This window comes from Sphingobium sp. SJ10-10, assembly GCF_036038995.2.
Lineage (GTDB): Bacteria > Pseudomonadota > Alphaproteobacteria > Sphingomonadales > Sphingomonadaceae > Sphingobium.
In genome coordinates this window covers 1,294,355-1,319,185 of record NZ_CP158132.1, presented here as the reverse complement: position 1 = coordinate 1,319,185, position 24,831 = coordinate 1,294,355, and the positions used below count along the sequence as shown (strand labels likewise).

23 protein-coding genes and 1 pseudogene are annotated in these 24,831 nt (G+C 62.2%); 23 read left to right on the top strand and 1 reads right to left on the bottom strand.

What is annotated here, in order from left to right; translation table 11 throughout:
* The 4 genes and pseudogenes from scpA to VVT58_RS06235 all read left to right on the top strand — a co-directional run.
* On the top strand, window positions 1-2,166 hold the full coding sequence (gene scpA, locus VVT58_RS06250; protein ID WP_327752107.1) for a methylmalonyl-CoA mutase: 2,166 nt from the start codon (window positions 1-3) through the stop codon (window positions 2,164-2,166).
* Window positions 2,166-3,164: a biotin synthase BioB gene (gene bioB / locus VVT58_RS06245; RefSeq protein WP_327752108.1), complete on the top strand. Its 999-nt coding sequence runs from the start codon at window positions 2,166-2,168 to the stop codon at window positions 3,162-3,164. Before scpA ends, bioB begins: the two co-directional genes overlap by 1 nt.
* 102 nt (window positions 3,165-3,266) lie before the next feature.
* Entirely contained in the window at window positions 3,267-5,267 is a 2,001-nt protein-coding gene (locus VVT58_RS06240; RefSeq protein WP_327752109.1) for an acetyl/propionyl/methylcrotonyl-CoA carboxylase subunit alpha, read from the top strand.
* Window positions 5,268-5,353: 86 nt separating this feature from the next.
* Window positions 5,354-5,491: pseudogene (locus VVT58_RS06235) on the top strand (tRNA-binding protein); the annotation flags it as partial.
* A gap of 241 nt (window positions 5,492-5,732) precedes the next feature.
* Here the strand turns inward: VVT58_RS06235 and radC are convergent.
* A complete protein-coding gene (gene radC, locus VVT58_RS06230; protein WP_405053726.1) occupies window positions 5,733-6,470 on the bottom strand; it encodes a DNA repair protein RadC in 738 nt (245 codons plus the stop codon).
* 97 nt (window positions 6,471-6,567) lie between these two features.
* Here radC and VVT58_RS06225 point away from each other — a divergent pair, with 97 nt between their 5' ends.
* The 19 genes from VVT58_RS06225 (at window position 6,568) to VVT58_RS06135 (ending at window position 24,830) form a co-directional block, all read left to right on the top strand.
* Window positions 6,568-9,804 carry a YdbH domain-containing protein gene (locus VVT58_RS06225; protein WP_327752110.1) on the top strand — a complete coding sequence of 1,079 codons (3,237 nt, stop codon included), beginning with the start codon at window positions 6,568-6,570 and terminating at the stop codon, window positions 9,802-9,804.
* Window positions 9,801-9,989: a YnbE family lipoprotein gene (locus VVT58_RS06220; RefSeq protein ID WP_327752111.1), complete on the top strand. Its 189-nt coding sequence runs from the start codon at window positions 9,801-9,803 to the stop codon at window positions 9,987-9,989. Before VVT58_RS06225 ends, VVT58_RS06220 begins: the two co-directional genes overlap by 4 nt.
* Window positions 9,986-10,387: a YdbL family protein gene (locus tag VVT58_RS06215; protein WP_066556160.1), complete on the top strand. Its 402-nt coding sequence runs from the start codon at window positions 9,986-9,988 to the stop codon at window positions 10,385-10,387. The genes VVT58_RS06220 and VVT58_RS06215 overlap by 4 nt, the downstream gene beginning before the upstream one ends.
* 177 nt (window positions 10,388-10,564) lie before the next feature.
* Complete coding sequence (locus VVT58_RS06210; RefSeq protein ID WP_087574745.1) at window positions 10,565-10,888, top strand: AtpZ/AtpI family protein; 324 nt, start codon at window positions 10,565-10,567, stop codon at window positions 10,886-10,888.
* A gap of 48 nt (window positions 10,889-10,936) precedes the next feature.
* Window positions 10,937-11,722, top strand: a complete 786-nt coding sequence (locus VVT58_RS06205; RefSeq protein WP_066561580.1) for a F0F1 ATP synthase subunit A — start codon at window positions 10,937-10,939, stop codon at window positions 11,720-11,722.
* 56 nt (window positions 11,723-11,778) lie between these two features.
* Window positions 11,779-12,006 (top strand): F0F1 ATP synthase subunit C, encoded by a 228-nt coding sequence (locus tag VVT58_RS06200; protein WP_004207392.1) that lies wholly within the window; start codon window positions 11,779-11,781, stop codon window positions 12,004-12,006.
* Between the two features lie 88 nt (window positions 12,007-12,094).
* Window positions 12,095-12,589 carry an ATPase gene (locus VVT58_RS06195; RefSeq protein WP_327752115.1) on the top strand — a complete coding sequence of 165 codons (495 nt, stop codon included), beginning with the start codon at window positions 12,095-12,097 and terminating at the stop codon, window positions 12,587-12,589.
* On the top strand, window positions 12,582-13,196 hold the full coding sequence (locus VVT58_RS06190; protein ID WP_327752116.1) for a F0F1 ATP synthase subunit B: 615 nt from the start codon (window positions 12,582-12,584) through the stop codon (window positions 13,194-13,196). Before VVT58_RS06195 ends, VVT58_RS06190 begins: the two co-directional genes overlap by 8 nt.
* 365 nt (window positions 13,197-13,561) lie before the next feature.
* Complete coding sequence (gene uvrC / locus VVT58_RS06185) at window positions 13,562-15,475, top strand: excinuclease ABC subunit UvrC (RefSeq protein ID WP_327752117.1); 1,914 nt, start codon at window positions 13,562-13,564, stop codon at window positions 15,473-15,475.
* 167 nt (window positions 15,476-15,642) lie between these two features.
* Window positions 15,643-17,298: a histidine kinase gene (locus tag VVT58_RS06180; protein WP_352000032.1), complete on the top strand. Its 1,656-nt coding sequence runs from the start codon at window positions 15,643-15,645 to the stop codon at window positions 17,296-17,298.
* 149 nt (window positions 17,299-17,447) lie between these two features.
* Window positions 17,448-18,233 (top strand): DUF2569 domain-containing protein, encoded by a 786-nt coding sequence (locus VVT58_RS06175; RefSeq protein WP_327752120.1) that lies wholly within the window; start codon window positions 17,448-17,450, stop codon window positions 18,231-18,233.
* A 653-nt stretch (window positions 18,234-18,886) separates the two neighbouring features.
* Complete coding sequence (locus tag VVT58_RS06170) at window positions 18,887-19,078, top strand: Flp family type IVb pilin (protein WP_066556169.1); 192 nt, start codon at window positions 18,887-18,889, stop codon at window positions 19,076-19,078.
* A 24-nt stretch (window positions 19,079-19,102) separates the two neighbouring features.
* Window positions 19,103-19,300, top strand: a complete 198-nt coding sequence (locus VVT58_RS06165) for a Flp family type IVb pilin (protein WP_242122816.1) — start codon at window positions 19,103-19,105, stop codon at window positions 19,298-19,300.
* 71 nt (window positions 19,301-19,371) lie between these two features.
* Complete coding sequence (cpaB, locus tag VVT58_RS06160) at window positions 19,372-20,298, top strand: Flp pilus assembly protein CpaB (RefSeq protein ID WP_087575395.1); 927 nt, start codon at window positions 19,372-19,374, stop codon at window positions 20,296-20,298.
* The gene (locus VVT58_RS06155; protein WP_327752121.1) at window positions 20,285-21,790 is read left to right on the top strand and encodes a type II and III secretion system protein family protein; all 1,506 of its coding nucleotides are present in this window, start codon (window positions 20,285-20,287) and stop codon (window positions 21,788-21,790) included. Before cpaB ends, VVT58_RS06155 begins: the two co-directional genes overlap by 14 nt.
* Window positions 21,791-21,804: 14 nt before the next feature.
* Window positions 21,805-22,080, top strand: coding sequence for a hypothetical protein (locus VVT58_RS06150; protein ID WP_327752122.1), 276 nt, complete (start codon window positions 21,805-21,807; stop codon window positions 22,078-22,080).
* A gap of 22 nt (window positions 22,081-22,102) precedes the next feature.
* The gene (locus VVT58_RS06145; protein WP_327752123.1) at window positions 22,103-23,686 is read left to right on the top strand and encodes a pilus assembly protein TadG-related protein; all 1,584 of its coding nucleotides are present in this window, start codon (window positions 22,103-22,105) and stop codon (window positions 23,684-23,686) included.
* A 5-nt stretch (window positions 23,687-23,691) separates the two neighbouring features.
* Window positions 23,692-24,198, top strand: coding sequence for a TadE/TadG family type IV pilus assembly protein (locus VVT58_RS06140; RefSeq protein WP_327752124.1), 507 nt, complete (start codon window positions 23,692-23,694; stop codon window positions 24,196-24,198).
* The gene (locus VVT58_RS06135; RefSeq protein ID WP_327752125.1) at window positions 24,195-24,830 is read left to right on the top strand and encodes a TadE/TadG family type IV pilus assembly protein; all 636 of its coding nucleotides are present in this window, start codon (window positions 24,195-24,197) and stop codon (window positions 24,828-24,830) included. Before VVT58_RS06140 ends, VVT58_RS06135 begins: the two co-directional genes overlap by 4 nt.
* Window position 24,831 lies beyond the last annotated feature (1 nt).

Here is a 24,831-nt window from a genome sequence, read left to right as displayed (position 1 = left end):
ATGACCGAGAAGCCAACGCCAAAGCCCACGATCGATCAGTGGGCCACAGCCGCCGCCAAGGAGGTGAAGGGCAAGGATCTCAACTGGGAAACCCCGGAAGGGATCACGGTGAAGCCGCTCTACACGGCGCAGGATGTGACCGTCGATCCGGGCCTTCCCGGCTTCGCGCCGTTCACGCGTGGCGTGCGCGCCTCCATGTATGCGGGCCGTCCGTGGACCGTCCGGCAATATGCGGGCTTCTCGACCGCGGAGGAATCCAACGCTTTCTATCGCCGCAACCTCGCGGCGGGTCAGAAGGGTCTCAGCGTCGCCTTCGACCTTGCCACCCATCGCGGCTATGACAGCGATCATCCCCGCGTCGTCGGTGACGTCGGCAAGGCGGGCGTGGCGATCGATACGATCGAGGACATGAAAATCCTGTTCGACGGCATTCCGCTCGACCAGATGTCCGTCTCCATGACCATGAACGGCGCGGTGATCCCGATCCTCGCCTTCTTCATCGTCGCGGGCGAGGAGCAGGGGGTCGAGCGCAAGCTGCTCGACGGGACCATTCAGAATGACATTCTGAAGGAGTTCATGGTCCGCAACACCTATATCTACCCGCCTGAACCCTCGATGCGGATCATCTCCGACATTTTCGGCTATACCAGCCGGGAGATGCCCAAGTTCAACAGCATCTCTATCTCCGGCTATCATATGCAGGAAGCCGGTGCGACGCAGGTGCAGGAACTGGCCTTCACCATCGCGGACGGCGCGGAATATGTGCGCTATGGCGTGGCGTCGGGCCTCGACATCGACAAGTTCGCGGGGCGCCTCAGCTTCTTCTTCGCCATCGGCATGAACTTCTTCATGGAGATCGCCAAGCTGCGCGCCGCCCGCGTGCTGTGGCATCGGGTGATGACGAAGCTCGGCGCGCAGGACGAGCGCTCCAAGATGCTGCGCACCCACTGCCAGACGTCGGGCGTGTCGCTGACCGAGCAAGACCCCTATAACAACGTCATGCGCACCACCATCGAGGCGATGGCGGCAATGCTGGGCGGTACGCAGTCTTTGCACACCAACGCGCTGGACGAGGCGATCGCGCTGCCGACCGACTTCTCGGCCCGCATCGCGCGCAACACGCAGATCGTCATCCAGGAAGAGACCGGCATGTGCAATGTCGTCGATCCGCTGGGCGGCAGCTATTATATCGAGGCGCTGACCCAGCAACTGGTCGACGCCGCGCAGGAGATCATCGACCGGGTCGAGGCCGAAGGCGGCATGGCGAAGGCAGTCGCGGCAGGCTGGCCCAAGGCGATGATCGAAACCGCCGCCGCCGCCCGTCAGGCGCGCGTTGACCGGGGCGAGGACGTCATCGTCGGCGTCAACAAATATCGTCTGGCGAACGAGGATCTGCTCGAAACGCTGGAGGTCGACAACACCAAGGTACGCGAGGCACAGATTGCCCGCATCAACCGGGTCAAGGCGGAGCGCGACGAGGAAGCGTGTCAGGCCGCGCTGGAAGCGCTGCGCGCAGCCGCCGCGGGGCCGCAGTCGATCGAAAACAACCTCCTTGCCCATGCCGTCGAGGCAGCGCGCGCCCGCGCCACGCTGGGCGAAATTTCGGCCGCCATGGAGGACAGCTTCAACCGCTACGGCACGCAGCCGACGCCGGTGAAGGGCGTCTATGGCAAGCCTTATGCGCAGGACAGCCGGTGGAAACAGGTTCTTGACGGGGTGCAGGCCGTCGAGCGGCGCCTCGGTCGCAAGCCGAAAATCCTCATCGCCAAGATGGGGCAGGACGGTCATGACCGGGGCGCCAACGTGATCGCGTCGGCTTTTGGGGACATGGGTTTCGACATCGTGTCGGGTCCGCTGTTCCAGACGCCCGACGAAACGGTGGTGTTGGCGTTGGAGAGCGGCGTGGACGTGGTGGGCGCTTCGTCGCTTGCCGCAGGACATAAGACGCTCATTCCCGACCTCATCAAGCAGCTTCGGGAAAAGGGCCGCAACGACATCAAGGTGATCGCGGGCGGGGTCATCCCGCCGCAGGATTATGACTTCCTCCGTGACGCGGGCGTTCAAGGGATTTATGGACCGGGCTCCAACGTCGTGGAGTGCGCCGCCGATGTGCTGCGCCTCCTCGGCCACAACATGCCCCCGGCGGGGCTAGAGGAAGCCGCATAATGACCACCACTGCTCGCACTGACTGGACCCGCGACGAGATTGCCGCGCTGTTCGACCTGCCCTTCAACGACCTGATGTTCGAGGCGCAGTCGATCCATCGTGCGAACTTCCCGCGCAACGAAGTGCAGCTTTCGACCCTGCTGTCGATCAAGACCGGCGGCTGCCCGGAAGATTGCGGCTATTGCAGCCAGTCGACCGAGGCGGAAAGCGGCCTCAAAGCCACCAAGCTGATGGATGTGCAGGCCGTGCTTCAGGCGGCGGCGCAGGCGAAGGATCATGGTTCGGGCCGTTTCTGCATGGGCGCGGCGTGGCGCAATCCCAAGGAACGGGACATGCCCAAGCTCATCGAAATGGTGAAGGGCGTGCGCCAGATGGGCATGGAAACCTGCATGACGCTGGGCATGCTGTCGTCCGATCAGGCGAAGCAGCTCGCGGATGCGGGGCTGGATTATTATAATCACAATATCGACACCTCGCCGGAAAATTACGCCAACGTCATCACCACCCGGACCTTCGAGGATCGGATCGAAACGCTGGAAAATGTCCGCGACGCGGGCATCAATGTGTGCTGCGGCGGGATCGTCGGCATGGGTGAGACGCGCTCGGATCGCATCGGCTTCCTCCATGCGCTCGCCACCATGCCGCATCCCGAAAGCGTGCCGATCAACGCGCTGGTGCCGGTGGCCGGGACCGTGCTGGGCGACATGCTCAAGGACACGCCGCTTGGCCGTATCGACGAGGTGGAGTTCGTCCGCACCGTCGCCGTGGCGCGGATCGTGATGCCGCAATCGATGGTGCGGCTGTCCGCCGGACGCGAGAGCATGAGCGAAGCCTGTCAGGCGCTCTGTTTCATGGCGGGCGCGAACAGCATCTTCACCGGCGACAAGCTGCTGACGGCGGCCAATGCCGGGGATGACAAGGACGCCGCTCTGCTCGGCAAGCTGGGCCTGACACCAATGATGGCGCAGCCGCATGGGCATCTGGAAGCGGCGGAATAATTCAACACACATGCCGGTGGCTGCCTGCTCTCTTCAGGAAGGCGGACATCGGCAACTCAGCCCAAATGGGCCGAGAGGAATAGGACTGGGGCAAGGATAAAGATGGCAATCACCAAGATCCTGATCGCGAACCGTGGCGAAATTGCGTGCCGCGTCATCCGCACCGCGCGGAAGATGGGCATCAAGACCGTGGCGGTCTATTCGGACGCCGACGCCCGCGCACCGCATGTGCTGATGGCGGACGAAGCCGTCCATATCGGCCCGTCGCCCGCCGCCCAATCCTATCTGATTGCCGAGAAGATCATCCAGGCCTGCAAGGATACCGGCGCCGATGCCGTGCATCCGGGCTACGGCTTCCTGTCGGAGCGGGAGAGCTTCCGCAAGGCGCTGGACGCCGAGGGCATCATCTTCGTTGGCCCTCCCGCCAACGCGATCGCCGCCATGGGCGACAAGATCGAGTCGAAGAAGCTCGCCAAGGCAGCCGGCGTCAATGTCGTCCCCGGCTATGTCGGCGTGATCGAAGATACGGAGCATGCCGTCCGCATCTCCAACGAAATCGGCTATCCGGTGATGATGAAGGCGTCGGCCGGCGGCGGCGGTAAGGGCATGCGCCTGGCCTATAGCGAGCAGGACGTCCGCGAAGGCTTTGAGGCGACCAAGCGCGAGGGGCTCAACAGCTTCGGCGATGATCGCGTGTTCATCGAGAAGTTCATCGAAAGCCCGCGCCATATCGAAATCCAGATATTGGGCGATCAGCACGGCAACATCGTTTACTTGAACGAGCGCGAATGCTCGATCCAGCGTCGCCATCAGAAGGTGGTCGAGGAAGCACCGTCGCCCTTCGTCAGCCCCGAAATGCGCAAGAAGATGGGCGAGCAATGCGTCGCCTTGTCACGCGCGGTCGGCTATTTCAGCGCGGGTACGGTCGAACTGATCGTGTCGGGCGCGGACAAGACTGGCGACGGCTTCTACTTCCTGGAAATGAATACCCGTTTGCAGGTCGAGCATCCGGTGACGGAGGAAATTACCGGCCTCGACCTCGTCGAGCAGATGATTCGCGTCGCCAATGGCGAGGAACTGTCCTTCCGGCAGGAGGATGTGAAGATCAACGGCTGGTCGATCGAGAACCGCGTCTATGCCGAAGACCCCTATCGCGGCTTCCTGCCCTCGACGGGTCGTCTGATCCGCTACAATCCGCCCGAAGCCGGAGCCGATGAAACCGGAGCCAAGGTGCGCGTTGATGACGGCGTGGTCGAAGGCGGCGAGGTCAGCATGTTCTACGATCCGATGATCGCCAAGCTGATCACCTGGGCGCCGACGCGCCTCGAAGCGATCGACAAGCAGATCACGGCGCTCGACCAGTTCGAGATCGAAGGCCCCGGCCACAATATCGATTTCGTCTCCGCGCTGATGCAGCATGAGCGGTTCCGCTCGGGCAACATCACCACCGGCTTCATCGCGGAGCAATATCCCGAGGGCTTCATCGGCGCCCCGGCTTCCGAAACGCTGTTGAAGCGGCTGTCGGCCATTGGCGCCTTTGCCGCCATGGCGCAGGCGGATCGCGCTCGCCGGATCGAGGGGCAATTGGGCAAGCGTCTTGCTCCACCGACCGACTGGCAGGTGAAGATCGGGGACGCGATCCATGACGTCGTGATCAACGGCGACGATGTCACCGTGGACGGCGATGCGATCGAGCTGGCGCTGGAGTATACCCCTGGCGACCGGCTGATCGAGGCGGAGTTCGGTGAGGAGCAACTGGCGGTGAAGATCGCGCCGGTACGCTCGGGCTTCGTGCTGACCGCTCATGGCGCGAGCCATAAGCTGCGCGTCCTGCCTGCCCATGCGGCGGTGCATGCGAAGCATATGATCGAGAAGATCCCGCCGGATCTGTCACGCTTCCTGATCTGCCCGATGCCAGGCCTGCTGGTCGCGTTGAATGTCAAGGAAGGCGATAAGGTCGAGATCGGCCAGCCGCTTGCGGTGATCGAGGCGATGAAGATGGAGAATATCCTGCGCGCGCAAAAGGCGGGCACGGTGAAGAGCGTCTCCGCCGCGCAGGGCGAAAGCCTGCCGGTCGACGCGATCATCCTGGAACTGGAATAATCCGGCCATCTTGTTTTGGGTGAGGTCGCAGAGGGGCGTGGCAGCCTCTCTCGACTTTGCCTGATGGTCGGCATTAGCATGCCGCCATGCACTTGAATCATGATCCTGCGGCAACGGCCGCCGACATCATCAGCTTCGACGATTTTCTGAACGTCGATATCCGGGTCGGCACGATCCTCTCGGCCGAGCTTTATCCGGAAGTGCGGAAGCCTGCCTATAAGTTGTTTTGAAGGGGTGGCGGTGTTGGCCAATAGGGGACGTGGGATCCGTTCGGGCTGAGCCCTTCGTCTGCCTGCCAAGGCAGGCGCTCAGGATAAACTTGCCTTCGGCAAGTCGAAGCCCTCAGCCGAGCGGAGCGAGGCTCCCATGCTTCGCTTTCGCTCAGCAGAGCCCTTCGACAAGCTCAGGGCGAACGGAAACTCAAAGTCCACTCTCCACCCCTTCAGGTCAAGCGAGACGCGATCTCTAAATCAACCCCTTGGCGCGCAGGCTGCTATGTCCCTGTGATCCGATGATGATATGGTCATGCACCGCGATGTTCAGCCTTTTGCCTGCCTCGGCGATCTGACGGGTAATCTCTATATCCTGACGGCTGGGTTCGGGAGAACCGCTGGGATGATTATGCACCAGGATCAACGCCGCTGAACCGAGGTCGATAGCGCGTCGGATAACCTCCCGAGTATAGATCGCCGCCTGGTCGATCGATCCGTCACCCATATGTTCGTCGCGAATCAGCATGTTGCGGCTGTTGAGATGCAACACCCGCACCCGTTCCACCGTCAGAAAGGCCATGTCGGCGCGCAGATAGTCCAGCAACGCCTGCCAACTCGCCAGCACCGGCTTTTCCGCCACCTCATTCCGCAGCGACCGCAGCATCGTCGCCTGGACGATCTTGATCGCGGCTATGCTGGTGTCACCCATGCCGGGAATGCGGGCGATCGCCCGCCAATCCGCCGTCATGAGCCCCCCGATCCCGCCAAATTCCCGCAGCAGCGCCTTGGCCAGCGGCTTGGTGTCGCGGCGGGGTATGGCGAGCGCCAGCAGATATTCGATCAACTCATGGTCGTGCAGCGCCTCGCCGCCGCTGTCCGCCAGTTTCTGACGCAGCCTCGCGCGATGCCCTGCGCCGTCATGGGCGGTCTTCAAATCCTTTTCCGGCAATATCTTACCCGTCCCCCGTTCGCGGAGCGCGACGCTATTCATTGCGCATTTATCGAGCAAGGATATTTAGGGGTGATCGGACGTTGTGCAGGCGTTACGGACTTAACAGCGCGTTTGAAAGCCGGGGTTGGCCATAGGCATGGATGATGAAGACGGCGAAAAGGAGATTCGCCGGGGCTGGCTCCGCTGGCTTGGAGTGGGGACGGGATCGCTCGCGCTGATCCTCGCCGCGCTGTGGACGCAGCGTGCGCCCATAGCCGAAAATTTCATCAGCCGCGAACTCAACAGGCGCGGGGTGGAAGGCAGCTATGACCTGACGAATATCGGCCTGCGCACCCAGCGTATCGAGAATATCGTGCTGGGCAATCCCGCCCGTCCCGATCTGACCGCGCGCTGGGTGGAGGTCGACATCGCCTTCACCGGGCTGACGCCGCAGGTGGCGGCGGTACGGGCCGGGGGTGTCCGGATGCGCGGTTCGCTGCGCAATGGCGCCTTGAACCTGGGAGAGATCGACAAGTTCCGTGATCCCCGGTCCACAGCGCCGTTCAGCTTGCCGGACATCGTGCTGGGGTTGAAGGATGCGCGGTTGCGGCTGGATACCGACGCGGGGCTTGTCGGCATGCAGATCGACGGCCAGGGGAATTTGCGGTCGGGTTTCCGCGGCAGGCTGGCGGCGGCGATGCCCAATGCCGGAAGCAAGGGCTGCGGCCTGGCCGATATGCGGGCGATGCTGGATGTCGCGATGCGGGATGGACGTCCGCACCTCTCCGGGCCGGTGCGGGGCGAAGCGCTGGCCTGCCGCGATGCGGGCACGGCCATGGCGAAACCGGCGGCGGATGTGGATGTCTGGCTGGGCAAGGCGCTGGATCGCTGGAGCGGCCATGTCGATCTGGCGGGCGAGGCGCTCAAATCCAACGGGATGGTTCTGGCGCAGCCTTCGGGCCGGATCGATTTCGACGGGACGGCCGCGGTGACGGCGGGAAGGGTGCGAATCAAGGCGACCGCGCTGTCGGGGGCGGGTGCCCTGGCCGGGCCTGCCGATCTCCAGGGCGCCTGGCATGTCGGCAAGGATGGGGCGGCTCTGCAAGGACGTCTGTCGGCCCGGCAGTTGCGCCTGGCCGGACGCGATCCCTTGGCCGGGGCGCGCGAATCGACAGCAGGGACGCCGGTAGAGCCGCTGGCGGCGCGGCTGGCCGATGCCGTGCGGCGGGCGGGTGAGGATAATGTCCTGCAAACTACCCTGGCCTTCGCTCAGCGCGGGAAGGGCGGCAGTCTGGTCCTGACCGACACCCGCTTTTCGGCGCGCAGCGGTGCGCGGGCGACGATTCCGGGTGACGGACGCGTGACGATCGGCTGGCCGGGCAAGGGTGGCATGGCGATCGACTGGGCGCTTGACGGAGCGATAACGACGGAAGGCGGCGGACTGCCCAAGGCGGCTTTGCGGCTGGGGCGGCGGCCGGGCGGCGGTTTTGGCGGGCAATTGTTCCTCGAACCCTATGCGGCGGGCGAAGCTAAATTGTCGCTGGAGCCAGTGCACTTCGTAGCCGGACCGAAGGGGGACACGCGATTCTCCACCACGGTGCGGCTCGACGGGCCGCTTCCGGATGGACGGCTGCGGGGACTGGTGGCGCCGGTCGAGGGGCGATGGAGCGCCGATGGCTCGCTGGCGGTCAATCCGCATTGCGTGCCGGTCTCCCTGATCGAGGCGCGCTATGGCAGTTTCTCGCTCGGGCGAACCCGGCAGACCCTATGCCCGATCGGTCAAGGGCCGCTATTCGCTGCCGGACCTTCCGGCGTGGGGGGCGGCGCGGAAATCCGCAATCTGGCTCTGGCGGGCAAGAGCGGGGATAGTCCGATGCGCCTTGCCGCCGACCGGGCGCGGATCGCCATCGGACGGGAAGGTTTTGCGATCGCCAACGCCGATCTGTCTATCGGATCAGGGGAAGCGCCGGTCCGGCTGACCGCCGCGACGCTGGAAGGCAAGGTTGCGGGCAAGGGCTTTGGCGGCACTCTGACGGGCGCGGGTGGCAGGATCGGCGCCGTGCCGCTGATCGTCGAAAATGGCGCCGGCCAATGGAGCTTCGCAGCCGGAGCGCTCAAGCTGGTGGCAGGGCTGACGGTCCGCGACGCGCAGGCGCCGGGGCGGTTCGAGCCGCTGAAAGTGCCCGATTTCGCGCTGATGCTGAAGGAGGGGCGGATCGCGGCGACGGGTTCGTTGCGGGCGCCGCGCAATGATGGCCTGGTCGCCCGGGCCGTGATTTCGCATGATCTGGGCAGCGGGAAGGGCAAGGCCGATCTGGCCGTGCCTGCCTTGTCCTTTGGTCCCGCCTTGCAGCCGGAGGATGTGACCCGGCTGGCGCTCGGTGTCGTGGCCAATGTGACGGCGACGGTCAGCGGAGAGGGACATATACGCTGGGACGGCACGCATGTGACCAGCGACGGCCTGTTCCGCACCGACAACGCCAATCTGGCCGCCGCCTTCGGTCCGGTCGAGGGATTGTCCGGAGAATTGCGCTTCACCGATCTGCTCGGCCTGGTCAGCGCGCCGGGGCAGGAGATGCGAATCAGGGTCGTCAATCCGGGCGTGGAGGTTCGGGACGGCGTAGTGCGCTATCGGCTGGAGGCCGGGCAGAAGGTGCGGATCGAAGGGGGCGGCTGGCCCTTTTCGGGCGGGCAACTGGTGCTGTTGCCGACCACCATGGATTTCAGCGCGGATGTCGACCGTTACCTGACTTTCCGGGTCATCGGACTGGATGCGGGAGCCTTCATTCAGGCGATGGACCTCAAGAACATCTCCGCGACAGGCACATTCGACGGCATCATGCCTCTGATCTTCAACGCGCAGGGCGGACGCGTGGCGGGCGGCGTATTGACCGCTCGTCAGCAGGGCATGCCGCCCCTGATGATGCCCGAGGGAGTCTTGCCCGTGATTCCCTGCGATCCCACGCGCCAGTCGGGTACATTGTCCTATGTCGGGCCGGTGTCGAACGAGCAACTGGGCGCAATGGGGCGGCTGGCCTTCGATGCGCTCAAGAATCTGCAATATAAATGTCTCACCATATTGATGGACGGCGCGCTGGACGGCGAGATGGTGACGAATGTCGTCTTCAATGGTGTCAATCGCGGACAGATCGGTGGAGCGCCCGCAGGTCTGGCGCGCAATTTCACGGGCCTGCCCTTCATCTTCAACGTGCGGATCGCGGCGCCCTTCCGCGGGCTGCTGGGGACGGCGCAGTCCTTTATCGACCCATCAACGCTCATACAAAACAGCATTGGCGACCAGATGCAGGAGAAGATGCGCCTGAAAATGGGTGAGGGCGGGGTTGCAGTTCAGCCTGCCGAAAGCGAAACTATGCGAAACGGGGAGCAGAAATGAAGAAGCGAATGATCATGACGGCGGGTTTCGCCGGTTTGGCCTTGGGGGGCTGCATCCAGGTGAAGGCTCCGGACAAGCCGATCGAAATCAACCTCCATGTGAAGATACAGCAGGAAGTCGTCGTCCGCCTGCAGCGCGATGCGCAGGATTTGATCCAGAATAACCCGGAGTTGTTCCCGCAATGACACGCAAGTTTTTGATGATCGCCGCCTCTGCCGCGGTCGCGCTGGCGACCGGGCTGGTCATGACCTCTCCGGCGCGCGCGCAGTCGGGCGTCGTCGCTGCCGCCATGGCGTCGGGCGCGGTGGGCGAACAGGCCGACGGCTATCTCGGCATTGCCGGTTCGGTGAGCGACGCGGTGCGTTCGGAAGTCGAATCGATCAATATCAAGCGCCGGGCCGTTTATACCGACCTCGCAGGCAAGCGTGGCGTGACTGTGCAGGATGTCGCCGCCGCGACCGGATGCCAGACGCTCAGCAGCCGGGTGAAGCAGGGCCAGGTCTACCGCATCGGCGCCGGTGCGTGGCAGACCAAGGGGGCCGGGCCGATCGCATTGCCCTCCTATTGCGCGACGGCTGGCTGATTTCCGCCGCGCTAGTGGACTTTTGACCCAGCTTCGTCTGGACGGGAAATTCTCCTGCCCATCGACGGTTGACACTCCCGAAAGCCCTTTCTAAACGGGCCGCGCCTTGACGGGTGCAGCCGCAAGCGCCATGCCGCCTGACGTTGGGTTTGAAAGCCTTAACGGAAAGGATGGTCGATGGCGGCGGATGCACCGGGGCAGGACCCGGCGGGGGAAGATGCGCGGATCACTTCTTTGGAGGAGCGGATCGCGCAGGCCGAACACGCCGAAAAGGTCAGACAGGGGACACAGGTGCAACAGGCGGACGATGGGTCGCGCCTGGGCAACAGGGTTCTCGCGGAGCTGATCGGCGGTCTTGCTGGCGGTGCTGTGGTTGGTGGGACTCTGGACTACTTTCTGCGGACATCCCCATGGCTCCTGTTGGCATTCCTCGGTCTTGGGATCGTGGCGGCGTTCAGGAACATCATCAGATTGACGACGACGAAGCGTCCCGACCAATAGGGACGCTTTTGTCTTAGTCCGAATGCAATGACGTTACAGGGGTCCAGCGTGGCACAATCCGGCAAAATCGATCCGATGCATCAGTTTGCGATCGAACCGTTATTCGGTACGGATCATCTGTCGTTGGGCGGCTTCAACATCGCCTTCACCAACAGCGCGCTCTATATGGTGGCCGCCGCCGTGGTGTTGTGGATCTTCGTCGTCGGCGGGATGAAGCGGGAACTGGTCCCCGGCCGCTGGCAGATGGCGGTCGAATATATGACCGGCTTCATCAAGAGCCTGCTGATCGCCAATGTGGGTGAGGGCGGCAAGAAGTACATTCCTTACGTCTTCTCGCTGTTCATGTTCATCCTGCTGGCGAATCTGCTCGGCCTGCTGCCGCTGGGCTTGGTCGGCCTGCACCCCTTCACCTTCACCAGCCATTTCACCGCGACCGGCGTGCTCGCGATCATGAGCTTCTCGATCGTGCTGGGGGTTGGCTTCTGGAAGCATGGGCTCCACTTCTTCTCGCTGTTCGTGCCGCACGGCACGCCGCTGCCGATGATCCCGGTCATTTTCCCGATCGAGCTGATCTCGTTCATGGTGCGTCCGTTCAGCCTTGGTCTGCGACTGTTCGTTGCAATGACCGCCGGTCACGTCCTGCTCAAGGTGCTGGCGGGCTTCGTCATCAACGCATCGAACGCGGGCGTCGGCTATGGCCTCACGGTCGGCAGCGCCAGCTTCATCCTTATGATCGGCATCAGCGCCCTGGAAGTGCTGGTGGCGGTGATCCAGGCCTATGTGTTCGCGCTGTTGACCTCGGTCTACATCAACGATGCCGAGAACCTGCACTAAGAATTTCCGTTAGTTCCTCAACGTTTGACTAGAGTTTAGAAAAGGGAGTTTACGACATGGACGCAGAAGCCGCAAAGCTGCTCGGTGCTGGCCTGGCCGCCATCGGTGCGGGCATCGCCGCCCTCGGTGTGGGCAACGTCTTCAGCTCGTTCCTCGAAGGTGCGCTGCGCAACCCCGGCGCTGCCGACGGTCAGCAGGGCCGTCTGTTCATCGGTTTCGCCGCGGCGGAACTTCTGGGTCTGCTGGCGTTCGTTATCGCCATGATCCTGGTGTTCGTGGCCTAAAAAGCCGCTTTGGGTCGGGCAGGGAGCGCCGTCATGGCCTCCATGCCCGTCCTTTGATTGACCGCGCCCTGATCGGACGGACCGAAAAATGCCTCAAATCGCGCAAATTGCCGAAACCTACGCATCGCAGATCTTCTGGCTGCTGCTGACCTTCGGTTTCGTTTTCTTCGTCATCGGCCTGGGCATGGTGCCCAAGGTTCAGGCGACGGCCGATGCGCGTGACGCGAAGATCACCGGCGATCTGGATGCCGCCAAGGCGGCTTTCGCCCGCGCCGATGAAGCGGAGGCGGACTATCGCGTCCGTGACGCCGAAAGCCGTGGGGCCGTTCAGGCCATGCTGGCGAAGGCGAAGGCGGAAGCGGCCAAGGCCTCCGAAATCAAGCTTGCAGCCGCAGATGCGGAAATCGCAGGCCAGATCGGCGCGGCCGAAGCCCGCATCAAGGCTGCGTCCAACGCGGCCATGGCAGAGATTGAAACCGTTGCCGCTGATGCAGCGCGCGACATGGTGGCTCGCATTTCCGGCGTGGACGCGTCGGACGAGGCAGCCCGCAACGCAGTAAAGGCGGCACTGGCCCATGGCTGAGGCAGCAGCACAGCATAGTGAGGCGGAAGCCCCGCATCTGAATCAGGCAATCCATTCGGAAGGGATGGAGCCGGTCGGCACCGTAGCCCATGAAGGCGTGGCGCCGCACACCGACCCAAAGGCGGTCGGCATGGACGCCACGGCCTGGGTCAGCCTGGCGATGGCGGTCTTCATCGGCATTTTGCTGCTCAAGAAGGTGCCCGGCCTGATCGGCGGCGCGCTGGACGGCCGCATCGCGCAGATCAAGACGCAATTGGAGGAAGCCTCCAAATTGCGAGCCGAAGCCGAAGCGCTCAAGGCGGAATATGAAGCCAAGCTGACTGCGGCGGCGGGCGAAGCCGATGCCATGCGCAAGTCGGCGGAGCATGAAGCGGCTACGTTGCTGGAAGATGCGAAGGCCAACGCCGCCGCTCTGGTCGTGCGTCGTCAGAAGATGGCGGAAGACAAGATCGGCGCGGCCGAACGCGCGGCGATAGCCGATATCCGGTCCAAGGCAGTGACTGCGGCGACGAATGCAGCAGGGGCGCTGATCGCGCAGGGGCATGATGCCAAGGCCGACAAGATATTGGTCGACGACGCGATCAAGGGGCTTGGGCCTAGCGTTTGAAACCTGTTTGAAGGTCGGGAAAAGGGCCGGTGCGGATTGTCGCACCGGCCCTTTCCGTTTGAGCCATCGGCGCCAGAGCAGCCTATGGCTTGGATTCGCTAATTGCTGACGTGGGCTATCCGTTCGGGCTGAGCCCTTCGTCTGCCTGCCAAGGCAGGCGCTCAGGATAAACTTGCCTTCGGCAAGTCGAAGCCCTTAGCCGAGCGGCGCGAGGCTCCATGCTTCGCCTTCGCTCAGCAAGACCCTTCGACAAGCTCAGGGCGAACGGAAACTGAAAGTCCGCTTCCCATCCCGAACAGCCGTATTTTGTCAGGCTGATCGGCGGGCGCCATTGCGATCCCTGCCGGGACCGCTATCTCTGCCGCATGTCCGGTCCTCAATCTCCCGATCGTTTTTACGAAGACAAAGCCACCTCTACCGTCACCGGCAGCCAGCCCGATATCGATGCGGGCGTGGAGGCGATCCGCAACACATTGAAGACCCTGCCGACGCGGCCCGGCGTCTATCGGATGCAGGATGCGCGCGGCGACGTGCTTTATGTCGGCAAGGCGCGGGCGCTGCGAAACCGGGTCACCAACTATACCCAGGTGGATCGCTTGCCAAAGCGGCTCCAGCGCATGGTGGCGCAAACCCGCTCCATGACGATCGTCACCACCAATAGCGAGGCTGAGGCGCTGTTGCTGGAAGCGCAACTCATCAAGCGTTTCCGCCCGCCCTATAACGTCCTGCTGCGCGACGACAAAAGCTTTCCCTTCATCCTGCTGCGCGAGGATCATGAATTCCCCCGTGTGCAGAAACATCGCGGGGCGCGCAAATATAAGGGCCGCTATTACGGCCCCTTCGCCAGCGCCGGATCGGTCACGCGGACCATCAACGCGCTGCAAAAGCTGTTCCTCCTCAGAAGCTGCACCGACAGCTTCTTCGCCAACCGCTCGCGCCCCTGTCTGCTCTATCAGATCCGCCGCTGCTCCGCGCCCTGCGTCGGACGGATCGACGACGCTCATTATGCTGAGTTGGTCCAGGATGCGCAGGACTTTCTGGGCGGCAAATCGACTGCGGTGCAGAAGAAGCTGGGCGAGGCCATGCAGGCGGCTTCCGACGCGATGGATTTCGAACAGGCGGCGGTGCTGCGCGACCGGCTGAAGGCGCTGACCTTTATCCAGGGCAGCCAGGCGATCAACGCCGAGGGGCTGGGCGATGCCGACATATTCGCGCTGGCGACCAAGGGCGGGTCGATGTGCATCCAGGCCTTCTTCATCCGCGGCGGGCAGAATTGGGGCCATCGTAGCTTCTTCCCCGTCCACACCGCCGAGGTGGCGGAGGATGAGGTGCTCAGCAGCTTCATGGCGCAATTCTATGAAGAGGTGCCGCCGCCTAAGCTGATCCTGTCCGATCGCGCGCCCGCCGAATGCGAACTGATGGCGCAGGCGTTGACCGAACGCATCGGCTCCAGGGTGCGTATCGAGGTGCCGCGGCGGGGCGACCGCACCCGCCTCATCAAGCAGGCGCAGCGCAACGCAGTGGAGGCGCTCGACCGGCGGCTGGCGGAAACCACGACGCAGGCCAAGGTGCTGGAAGAGATGGTCGAGGCCTTCGGGCTGGACGGCGTGCCCGACCGGATCGAGATCTATGACAACAGCCATATTCAGGGCGCCCATGCCCTGGGCGCGATGGTCGTCGCCGGGCCGGAGGGGTTCCGCAAGAACGCCTATCGCAAGTTCAACATGCAGAATCCCGAAACCTCCAACGACGATTTCGCGATGATGCGCGAGATGTTCGAGCGCCGCTTTGGCCGGGCGGCCCGCGAAGATCCGGATCGCGACGGCGGCGAATGGCCCGATCTGGTGCTGATCGACGGCGGCAAGGGGCAATTGTCCGCCGCCCGCGCGATCCTGGAGGATATGGGCATAGAGGATGTTTGCATGATCGGCATCGCAAAGGGGCCGCATCATGGCCGCGAGGGGCGGGAGGTCTTTCACATGCCGGACGGGCGGGAGATATCATTCCCGCTCAACCATCCCGTCCTGTTCTACCTCCAGCGCCTGCGCGACGAAGCGCACCGCTTCGCCATCGGCGCGCACCGGCAAAAGCGCAGCAAGGCGATCACCGTCAGTTCGCTCGACGAAGTGCCCGGCATCGGCCCTTCCCGCAAGAAGGCGCTGCTGATGCATTTCGGAACCGCCAAGGCCGTGAAAAGCGCGGCGCTGGAAGATTTGTTGAAGGCGCCCGGCGTATCCAAGGCGGTGGCGCAGCAGGTTTACGACTATTTTCACGGCTGACCAGATGACCGGGGCTGGTGCTGCCCCTGTGACTGTCAGGATCCGCATGTCCGATTATCTTTGCGATGAGCGGATCGCCATTTGACCGCCGCATGATTTCCTTTCCATAAGATGCAGCCTGAAAAGGCATAAAGCCTCAGGGTCGGATAGGGGATGTGCTTCACGCGATGAATGGGCGGAGCGAACTCGCGATGCGCTTGAGCTGGTGGGATATGCGCGCCCTGTCGGCGCTCCGCCCCTGGCAGACGCTGGATTTCACTCGCCTGTTGCTGGCCGTCATCTATGCCTTCGTCAGCTTCACCTTCTCCAGCGTCCGCCATTGGGCGGAGGTGGCCGAGCATGTGCTGGTTCTCCTCATGCTGTTGCTGGCGCTTTCGGCGGTGTTCCTGTCGTCACGCTCCTGGGTGACGGACATGCGGATTCGCAGGCCGGTGGTATTGCTGGATACGCTGCTGTTCCTCGCTCTGCTAATGGTGACGAACCCTTCCAACAGCCCTTATTTCTCCGGCGGTTTCTTCGTCGCGATGGAAGTGGCGCTGATCGTGCGGCGACGACTCCATCTGCTGGTCGCCCTGTTGGGGGGCGCCATAGTGGTCGGTGCCACATGGATCGACGAGATTGCCTCTCTGCCGGCAGAGCCTGAAGTGGAGCGGTTGGTGCTTCGGGCCTGCTATCTGGCGGTGGCGATCCTGGTGACGGGCGCGCTGCTCGGGCCGCGGCGGGAAACATTGCTGGAATTCGAGAAGGGCAAGCGGTTGCTGGAGGGCGAATTGCCGACCGGCAAGAGCGATCATGGCTCTTTCCTGCTTCAGGCGCTGAGGTTCGCGACCGGAGGGGATGCCGTCGCGGTGTTGTTTCGCATGGCCAGCCATGAACCCCTGCGCTTCGCCAGCAGCGCGGCGCGGGAGATGCCGTCCATCGGTTTGGGCAATCTGTTGACGGCGGGCACTGGTTGGCACGACCGGTCGAGGGGTGCGTCCATTTCGCTGTCGGCCGACGGGATTCCCATGCTGGGCACGCTGTCGGCGGGCGGGCAGGCGTGGACCGCGTTGCTGGATACGAAGACGGTGCTGACCGTGCGGGTGACGATCGGCACCTTCGAAGCGGTGGGCGCGGCTTGCCTGGGCGATCCCTTCCACGAGGATCGGGCCGCCATCGCGCAGCGGGTCTTCGAAAGCGCTTGCGAGGAACTGACGGTCCGCAACAGCCTGGACTTTGCCCATGTCATCGCCGGCGCGCGCGAGCGGGAGCGGTTGCAGCGGGAATTGCATGACAGCGTCCTGCAGGCCTTGGCCAGCATCCGTTTCCAGATCGCGCCGCTGTTGGGCGGTCGGCAGGTCGAGCCCCGCGCCGTGATCGAGAATGTCGACCGCATCGCAAAAGACCAGATCGCCACGATCCGCTGGATTATCAACCCCGAAGCCGATGAGGAGGATTTTGCCTATCTGCCCGAAACGCTGGCGATGGTCGTGCGGTCGCTGGGCGAGCAATGGGGCATAGGCTGTCACCTGAAGGTGGAGGATGGCAATTGCGCGACCAGCGCGATGATCGGCCGGGAACTAAGCTTCGCCGTGCGGGAGATCGTTGCCAATGCGGTGCGCCACGCGGGGGCGAGCGCGATCGATTTCTTGCTGGAGCCTGATGGCAACCGCATCGCCCTTCAGGTGAGCGATGACGGCGTGCCGAACATGGCGCGGCTGGGATCGAGCGGGGCGGTGCCCTCACGCTCGCTGATGCGGCGTATTCAGGCGCTGGGCGGCGAAGTCTTCCTTCAGAATATCGGCGGACGCACGACGATCCGCATCACCATTCCGCGGAAATGAGCGCAGGCCGGGGTTTCGCTTTTCCAGCCGCCTCCCCATATTTAGGACTGCCGGGCAGAACTTTCCGCGCGGCCGCGCATTTACCGGGCGTTTACCAGGATCGCGGATAGTCGCGACCAGGCTTAGCGTTCGAAGGAGGTCCGGTTTCCATGGTGCGAGTGGTAAAGGACCATCTCTATCGCAAGAGCGTGGCCGTCGTGCTGTCAATGCAGGTCAATCTGGAGCGGATCGTCGCCATCTGGATATTGGCCGCCGCCTTTGCCTGCGGCCTGCGGCTGGCCTTTCCGGCTACACCCTATGATGGAACCCCCTGGGCGAGCGGGACGGGGCTGCTGCCCTATCTGCTGGTCGTGGGCGCGCCTGTCGGCTCGTTGCTGCTGGGGTTGAAGCTGTTTCCGGCTGGACGAGTCCATGCGCAGCCCGCCTTCCGCCTGGCGCAGGTGGGACGCTGGCGCAAACTCGATTGCCTGAAAGCGCGGGAGATGTCGCAATTCGGCCTCTATGGCGTGATGGCGTCGCTGCTCATTGGGATCGCGGTGAATGTGCCGGTGCGGACGCTGGAGTTTCTCAGCTCCATTCCTGCGCTGGGCAGCTATTCGCCGTCGTGGTTCATTGGCCTTTACGGCGTGATGCTGGCCGATGTGGTGATCCTGTCGAGCCTTTACATGTTCGCCTTCGCCATGGCGCTGCGGTTGGCGCCGCTGTTCCCGCGCTTTCTGGTGATGGTGTGGGGTGTGGATTTGCTGGCGCAGCTCAGCATTGCCAAGCTGGTGGCCGGGATGGACAATGTGCCGCACGGCGTGGATGCCGCATTGCTCGACATGTTGACAGGCAATGTAAAGAAGGTGCTGATCAGCGCCGCGATCTGGCTTCCCTATTTGTTGCTGTCGGATCGGGTGAATGTCACCTTCCGTCAACGTGTCAGCGTAAAGTAACGCGAACCGGCGCTTTTTCCCAAAACGGGACAGATTTAAATGGCTTTATTTTCCTGATCTTCCCGCGACGAGTCGCGGCTGATTCGCGATGAGCCGTGCGGGTCTTGGCGGTTTTTCATCTCAAGTCGTCGGACGTCCACGCGCCGAATAGCCTACAACGAAGGTATTAGCCGCGCAGGCAATTCTTATCCTTTTTCCCAACTATCCAGTCAAATAGCATTTTCTTTATCTATGAACGGCTTCCATTTTGTATAAGTAAAAAAATGGAATTAGCCATGTAACTCTGGATTTTAGTTGGAATTGAAAAGACCGGATGAAATGAAGATCGTAGTAAAGCCCAAAACAAACTATAATTTTCTAAAGACATATATCCAAAGATATATTTAAAAATGATGTCGTTTACTTAGGGTAACAATTCTGGTTTCCAGAAAAGGTTAACAAAAAATTGCAATAAGCTATTGATAAATATACACTTTTTTTACCGTGTTGACTTGCATCTGCTTTGGTTCAATTTGATCCCAAGTTCTACGGGAACTGCCAACTGCCTGGCGATCGGAGGATACCGACGCCGGGGTCGCGAGGTGGACAGGCCCCTACCGTGGAGCTGAGCAAGAGCGACTGGGGGTTGCTCCCAGCTACTAGGGGTAAAAGTTATGACTTTTGTGAAGAGCTTGTGGGCTGACCAGAGTGGTGCGTCGGCTGCTGAATATGCATTGATCCTGGCGATCGTCGGCACCGGCATTGCGCTTGCCGCGTGGAACCTGGGTGGGGCGATCAAGAATTCGATGAACACTGCCACCAACTGCATCAAGACGGTTGGCACGAATGTGGCGCCGACCTGCTAAACAATAGCTATAGGGGTAAAAGACATGACTTTTTTCAAGAATCTTTGGGCTGACGAAAGCGGTGCGTCGGCTGCTGAATATGCTTTGATCCTGGCCATTGTCGGCACCGGCATTGCCCTGGCTGCCTGGAACCTGGGCGGCGCGATCAAGAACTCTATGAACGCTGCCACCAACTGCGTTGCGACGGTGGGTACCGGCAACGCGCCTGCAGCGAACTGCTAAATTCATAAAGATGGGAAGGCCGGTTACTTTGCTGGCCTTCCCGTAACCTTCAATTCCGGGGGGGAGTTGTCGTGGGGCAGCGCAGATCACTTATCGTTCTAGGCCTCGCAATATTGCTGGGCCTCGCAGCCGTTTTCATCGCCAACTCCTATTTGACCAGCGCCGAAAAGGCGCCGCAAGCAGATGGCGGTATGGCGAAGGTCGTCGTGGCGACCGTGTCCCTGCCCTTCGGATCGGCGGTGACCGCCGAAAAGATACGCGTGGTAGACTGGCCCGCCAATTCGGTGCCGCCGGGCGCTTTCCGCGATCCTATCCAACTGACTTCGCTCGGTAAGGGCCGGGTCGTTCTGCGCCAGATCGAGCCAGGCGAGCCGATCCTGACCTCAAAGCTTTCGGGCGAAGGCGGGCGCGCAACGATGTCCGCCGTGCTCGCTCCCGAAATGCGCGCGGTCGCCGTGCGCGTGAGCGATGTGGCCGCCGCGGGCGGCTTCGTGCTTCCCGGCGATACCGTCGATGTCTTCGTCACGCGCACGCTGACGGACCCCGTCGCTGGCAGCCAGCAGATCACCGACGTCCTGTTGCAAGGAACCCGCGTGATCGCCATCGACCAGAACGCCAACGACACGTCGAAGGATCCGGCCGTCGGCAAGACCGCCACGCTGGAGGTCAACCAGGTCGACGCGCAGAAGCTGGTTCTGGCCCAGCAGGTCGGCCAGCTCACCCTGGTCCTGCGCAACCTTACCGACAAACCCAATCCGGCGGTGCAAACCGTGGGCATCGAGGATCTGCGCGACGGCGCTTATGTCGGCGGCTATGCAGGCCCGCGGGGCCGCGTTGCCGACCTCGCCTATCTGCCGCCGCGCCCCGCGTCCGCCTTCCGTCCGACGCGCCGCGCGGTGCCGAAGAACACGAACGCCCTGCCGTCAACCGCATCGGTCGAAATCGTGCGCGGCATGACCGGCACCAGCTATGAGGTGAAGCGCTATGGTTCCCGCTAAGTCTTTGCCGATGCAGGCGTTCTTCCTGGCGCTGAGCGCCGGAGCGTCGCTGCTGCCCATGCAGGCGCAGGCCCAGATCGCCTCGCTCAACGTCAGCAACGCCAATCATGCCGGTCAGCTTGACGTGCCGCTCAACAAGAGCCAGGTGCTGACCGTCGACCGGCCCTTTTCAAAGGCGCTGATCGGCAATCAGGAAATAGCCGACATCCTGCCCATGACCAACCGGTCGGTCTATGTGCTGGGCAAGAAGCCGGGTACGACGAGCCTGACGCTCTACGACAGCCGCAACATGTTGATCGCGGTAGTCGATGTGGCGGTCGGGCCGGACGTGGTGACGTTGAAGCGGCAATTGTCGGAACTGCTGCCCGGCCAGCCGATCGGCGCGCGCATGTCCAATGACTCGGTGGTGCTGACTGGCACGGTGTCCAGCGCGGCGGCGGTCGATCGGGCGGTGCAGATCGCCAAGACCTATGCCGGGGACAAGGTCGTCAACATGCTCTCGGTCGGCGCGGCGCAGCAGGTGATGCTGGAAGTGCGCTTCTCCGAAATGTCACGCGGTGCGGCCAAGCAGTTCGGCATCAACACCGCTTTCTTGTCCGACAGTGGCAAGGTGGTGGGCGGCATCGGCAACGCTGCGCAATCTTCCGCGATTCTGTCCGATGCCAATGGCAGGCCGATCGTGGATCTCGGCAAGATCCTCGACAGCTTCGGCATCGGCGCCGCCAATTACTCGATAGGAAGCCTCAACCTCACCAGCGCGCTCGACGCGCTGGAGCGCAAGGGCGTCGTGACCACGCTGGCCGAGCCGACGCTGGTGGCGCTTTCGGGTGAAACGGCATCCTTCCTGGCGGGCGGCGAGTTCCCGATCCCGGTGGCGCAAAGCAATAGCGGCGGCAGCGGGGGCGGTAATGGCGGCAATGCCATCACCATCGAGTTCAAGCCTTTCGGCGTCAGCCTCGGCTTCACGCCCACCGTGCTGGAGGATGGCATCATCAATCTGGTGGTGGAACCGGAAGTCAGTTCCATCGATCCTTCGGCATCGGTGACGGTGAATGGCCTCACCATTCCCGGGTTGCAGACCCGCCGGGCCAGTTCGACGCTGGAACTGCGCGATGGACAGTCCTTCGCTCTGGCGGGGCTTTTGCGCAAGGATTTCCAGGATACCGTGCGGCAGTTCCCGATCCTGGGTTCCATCCCCATCATCGGCGCGCTTTTCCGGTCGAGCGGCTTTCAGAAGAGCGAGACCGAACTGGTCATCATCGTGACCCCGCGCCTGGTGAAGCCGATGCGGGCGGAGGATGTCAGCCTGCCCACCGATCGGGTCAGGCCGCCGCATGAGCTGGACCTGTTCCTGATGGGACGGACGGACAAGGCGGTGGGCATCAACCCACTCAACCCGGATGCAATGCCGCCCGAAGCGCCCAAGAATGCGCCCGCGCCGGCAAAGGAAGCACCCGCATCGGGCAAGGCGCCCAGCGGATATGAGCTGTGAGCAGGAGATTTGTGATGCGCGGAATCTGTTTTGGTTCGGCCCTGCTGCTGCCGCTGCTGGCTGGTTGCACGGCCAATGACCCGACTTTCGGCGGAGCGGTGCGCAGCAATTATGCGATGCAGGTGATCAATCCCGACCCGCATTATGAGGGCACGCTGGTCGAGGGCGGCGATGGTCAGCGTTCTGCCGCAGCGGTGGAGCGCTATCGCACCGACAAGGTGAAAAAGGCCCAGTCGATTCGTACGACCAGTGGCACCGGTGGGGGTGGCAGTGGTGGTGGTGCCAACTGACCGAGAGAGAAGGAGTGATCCCATGTCTGCCCGGCGGAAAAGTCTGTTGCAGTCGACCAGCGGCGCGGTTGCGCCGACGGTTGCGCTGTCGCTTTTCGGCCTGATCGCGGCGGGTGGCATCGCCTTTGATTATGCGCGGATGGCCAGTCTTGATTCCGAGCTGCAGAACGCAGCGGATCAGGCGGCTCTGGCGGCAGCGACACAGCTTGATGGTAAGGCGAATGCATGCAGCCGCGCGGCCAGTGCAGCGAGTGCCCTTATCCGTAACGACGCCCGCTTTGCCAATGATGGTAATGCCAGCGGTCTTGCCGTGACGATCCAGAATGAGGCGGCTTGCGATCGTACCGGCTTTATCAAATTCTACAAGAACAAGGATCGGAGCGACACGGGGACGCTGACCGATGCGGATGCCAATTTTGTCGAGATCACAGTGAATTCCCGCACGGCCCGCTTTGCGTTGACGCCGATCGTGTCTGTTTTGTCTTCAGGTGCGTTGTCCGCGAAGGCCTATGCTGGTGTGGGATCGGCCATCTGTAAAGTGCCACCCGTCATGATCTGCAATCCAGATGAGCCGACCGGCAATAGTAATGAGGATTTGACCTTCAACGCGACGCGAGGCGTTGGCCTGAAACTCATCACAGGCAATGCCGACGCTCCGGGGAATTTCGGCTGGCTGGAAGCCGCTTTCTCGAACGGCGCAAACGGCCTCGCAGCGGCGCTTGGCTATGACTCCATTCAAGCGGACTGCCAGCAGACCGACGGTGTAACCACGAAAACGGGCATGAGCACTTCCGTTCTGGATTCACTCAATACGCGCTTTGATGTCTATGCCAACGGCAGCACCTGTCCGTCCCAATATGGCGGAACATGTTCCCCTTCCCGCAATACGCGCAAGGATCTGGTGTGCAATTCCAACAATGGTAGCACCTGTAACAACAGCAACGGCTTTGGTGTTTCGGCAAGTCCTTATCGGCCTGACAGCGTTGCTCCACTGCCGTCCACTGGTGGTGCGACCGACCCGGACATAATGGGCTATCCCCGCGATCTTTGTCACGCGGTGCAGCAAAGCGCACAGACATGCGGTACTGTCGGAAGTGGCACATGGGATCGAGACGCCTATTTTCGCGTCAACTATGGATGGACGAATGAGGCCGCATGGACCTTTGGGACAGGGCTAGGCGCAGGCGCCACGCGGTACGAAGTCTATAATTGGGAAGTGGCGCATCCCACCGTGGTTGTGGGTACCAACTCCCGTGGGATTGGTGTTGGGCAGCCTTTAAGCGGCAACAACTGGGGTTTCGGTTCCCCCGCAAACGGGGTCGCCGGCATAACGCCCAGTTCAGCCGGCATAGATCGTCGGCGTATCTCTGTAGCCGTTCTCAACTGCCGAGCGCTCAACCTGCATGGCAAGACAACGGGTATTGATCCCGTAAAGTGGCTTGACGTGTTCCTGGTGGAACCAGCCATAGACAGAGGTAAAGGCAAGAATGTTTATACCGACAAGAAGGAAGTATATGTCGAAGTCATAGGCGATACAGGGAGTGGCGCGAACGGAGCGAGCAATCCCCAGGTTATCCAACGTTCCGTCCCCTATCTGATCGAGTGACGGCGATGCGAACTTTTCTCTCTCGCCTGTTCACATGCAACCGCGCTGCCGCCGCTGCGGAAATGGCGCTGGTGACGCCGTTTCTGATTGTTTTGATGTTCGGTTCCTTCGAACTCGGCAATTATTTCCTAAGCGAGCATGTGGTGGCTAAAGCCGTGCGTGATGGCGCGCGCTACGCTTCGCGAAGATCGTTTGCCGACTTCACCTGCCCTAATAATGTGTCGACCGATGTCGTCGATAAAACGCGCAACTTGACGCGTACGGGGCAGATCGCCAGTGGCGGAACGGCTCGGTTGGCGGGCTGGACGACGGCGACGACTGTGTCCGTAACCATGAGTTGTACTGCGATTACTGGCGGCAATTATTCGGGCATCTATAACGGGATGTCCAATGTCCCCAAGGTCAAGGTGTCGGCAACGGTGCCTTATACCTCGCTGTTCAACAATCTCGGTTTTACCAGCACAACGCTGAACTTGGTTTCTGAATCCGAAGCCACGGTGCAAGGGATATGATGCGCTGGCTCGCTCGCCTGGCCCATGATACCCGCGCTTCTTCGGCGGCGGAGTTTGCGTTGGTCTTGCCGCTGCTGCTCATCTTCCTGTTGGGTATTGTTGACGTCGGACGGTTGATGTGGACATGGAACCGTGCCGAAAAAGCGACGCAGATGGGTGTGCGTTATGCCGTCTCTACGGATATGGTTCCCAATGGTCTTGCAGCCTATAGTTTTGTGGTGAACGGCGGGCTGACCCAAGGGGACGCCATTCCGCAGTCGTCCTTCGGCGGCGCGTCCTGCCTTATCAACGCCGGCGCGGTGAGTTGTTCCTGCAAGACCGGCGCGACTTGTCCAAGTCCGCTTGTCAGCAGCAGTGCCAATGCCCTCACGGCGTTCAACAACATCGTCAATCGGATGCGATTGTTCATGCCGGAAATCGGTTCGACCAATGTAACGGTCGATTATGATTATTCGGGCCTCGGCTATGCCGGCGATCCCAATGGATCGGACGTTTCGCCGCTGGTAAAGGTGTCGCTCAAGCAACTGACTTTCCGGCCACTCCTTTTCAGATTTTTTGCAGGCACCATAACCTTACCCAGTTTCAGCGCCGCTCTCACCATGGAAGACGGCCAGGGTACGGTGGCAAATTGAG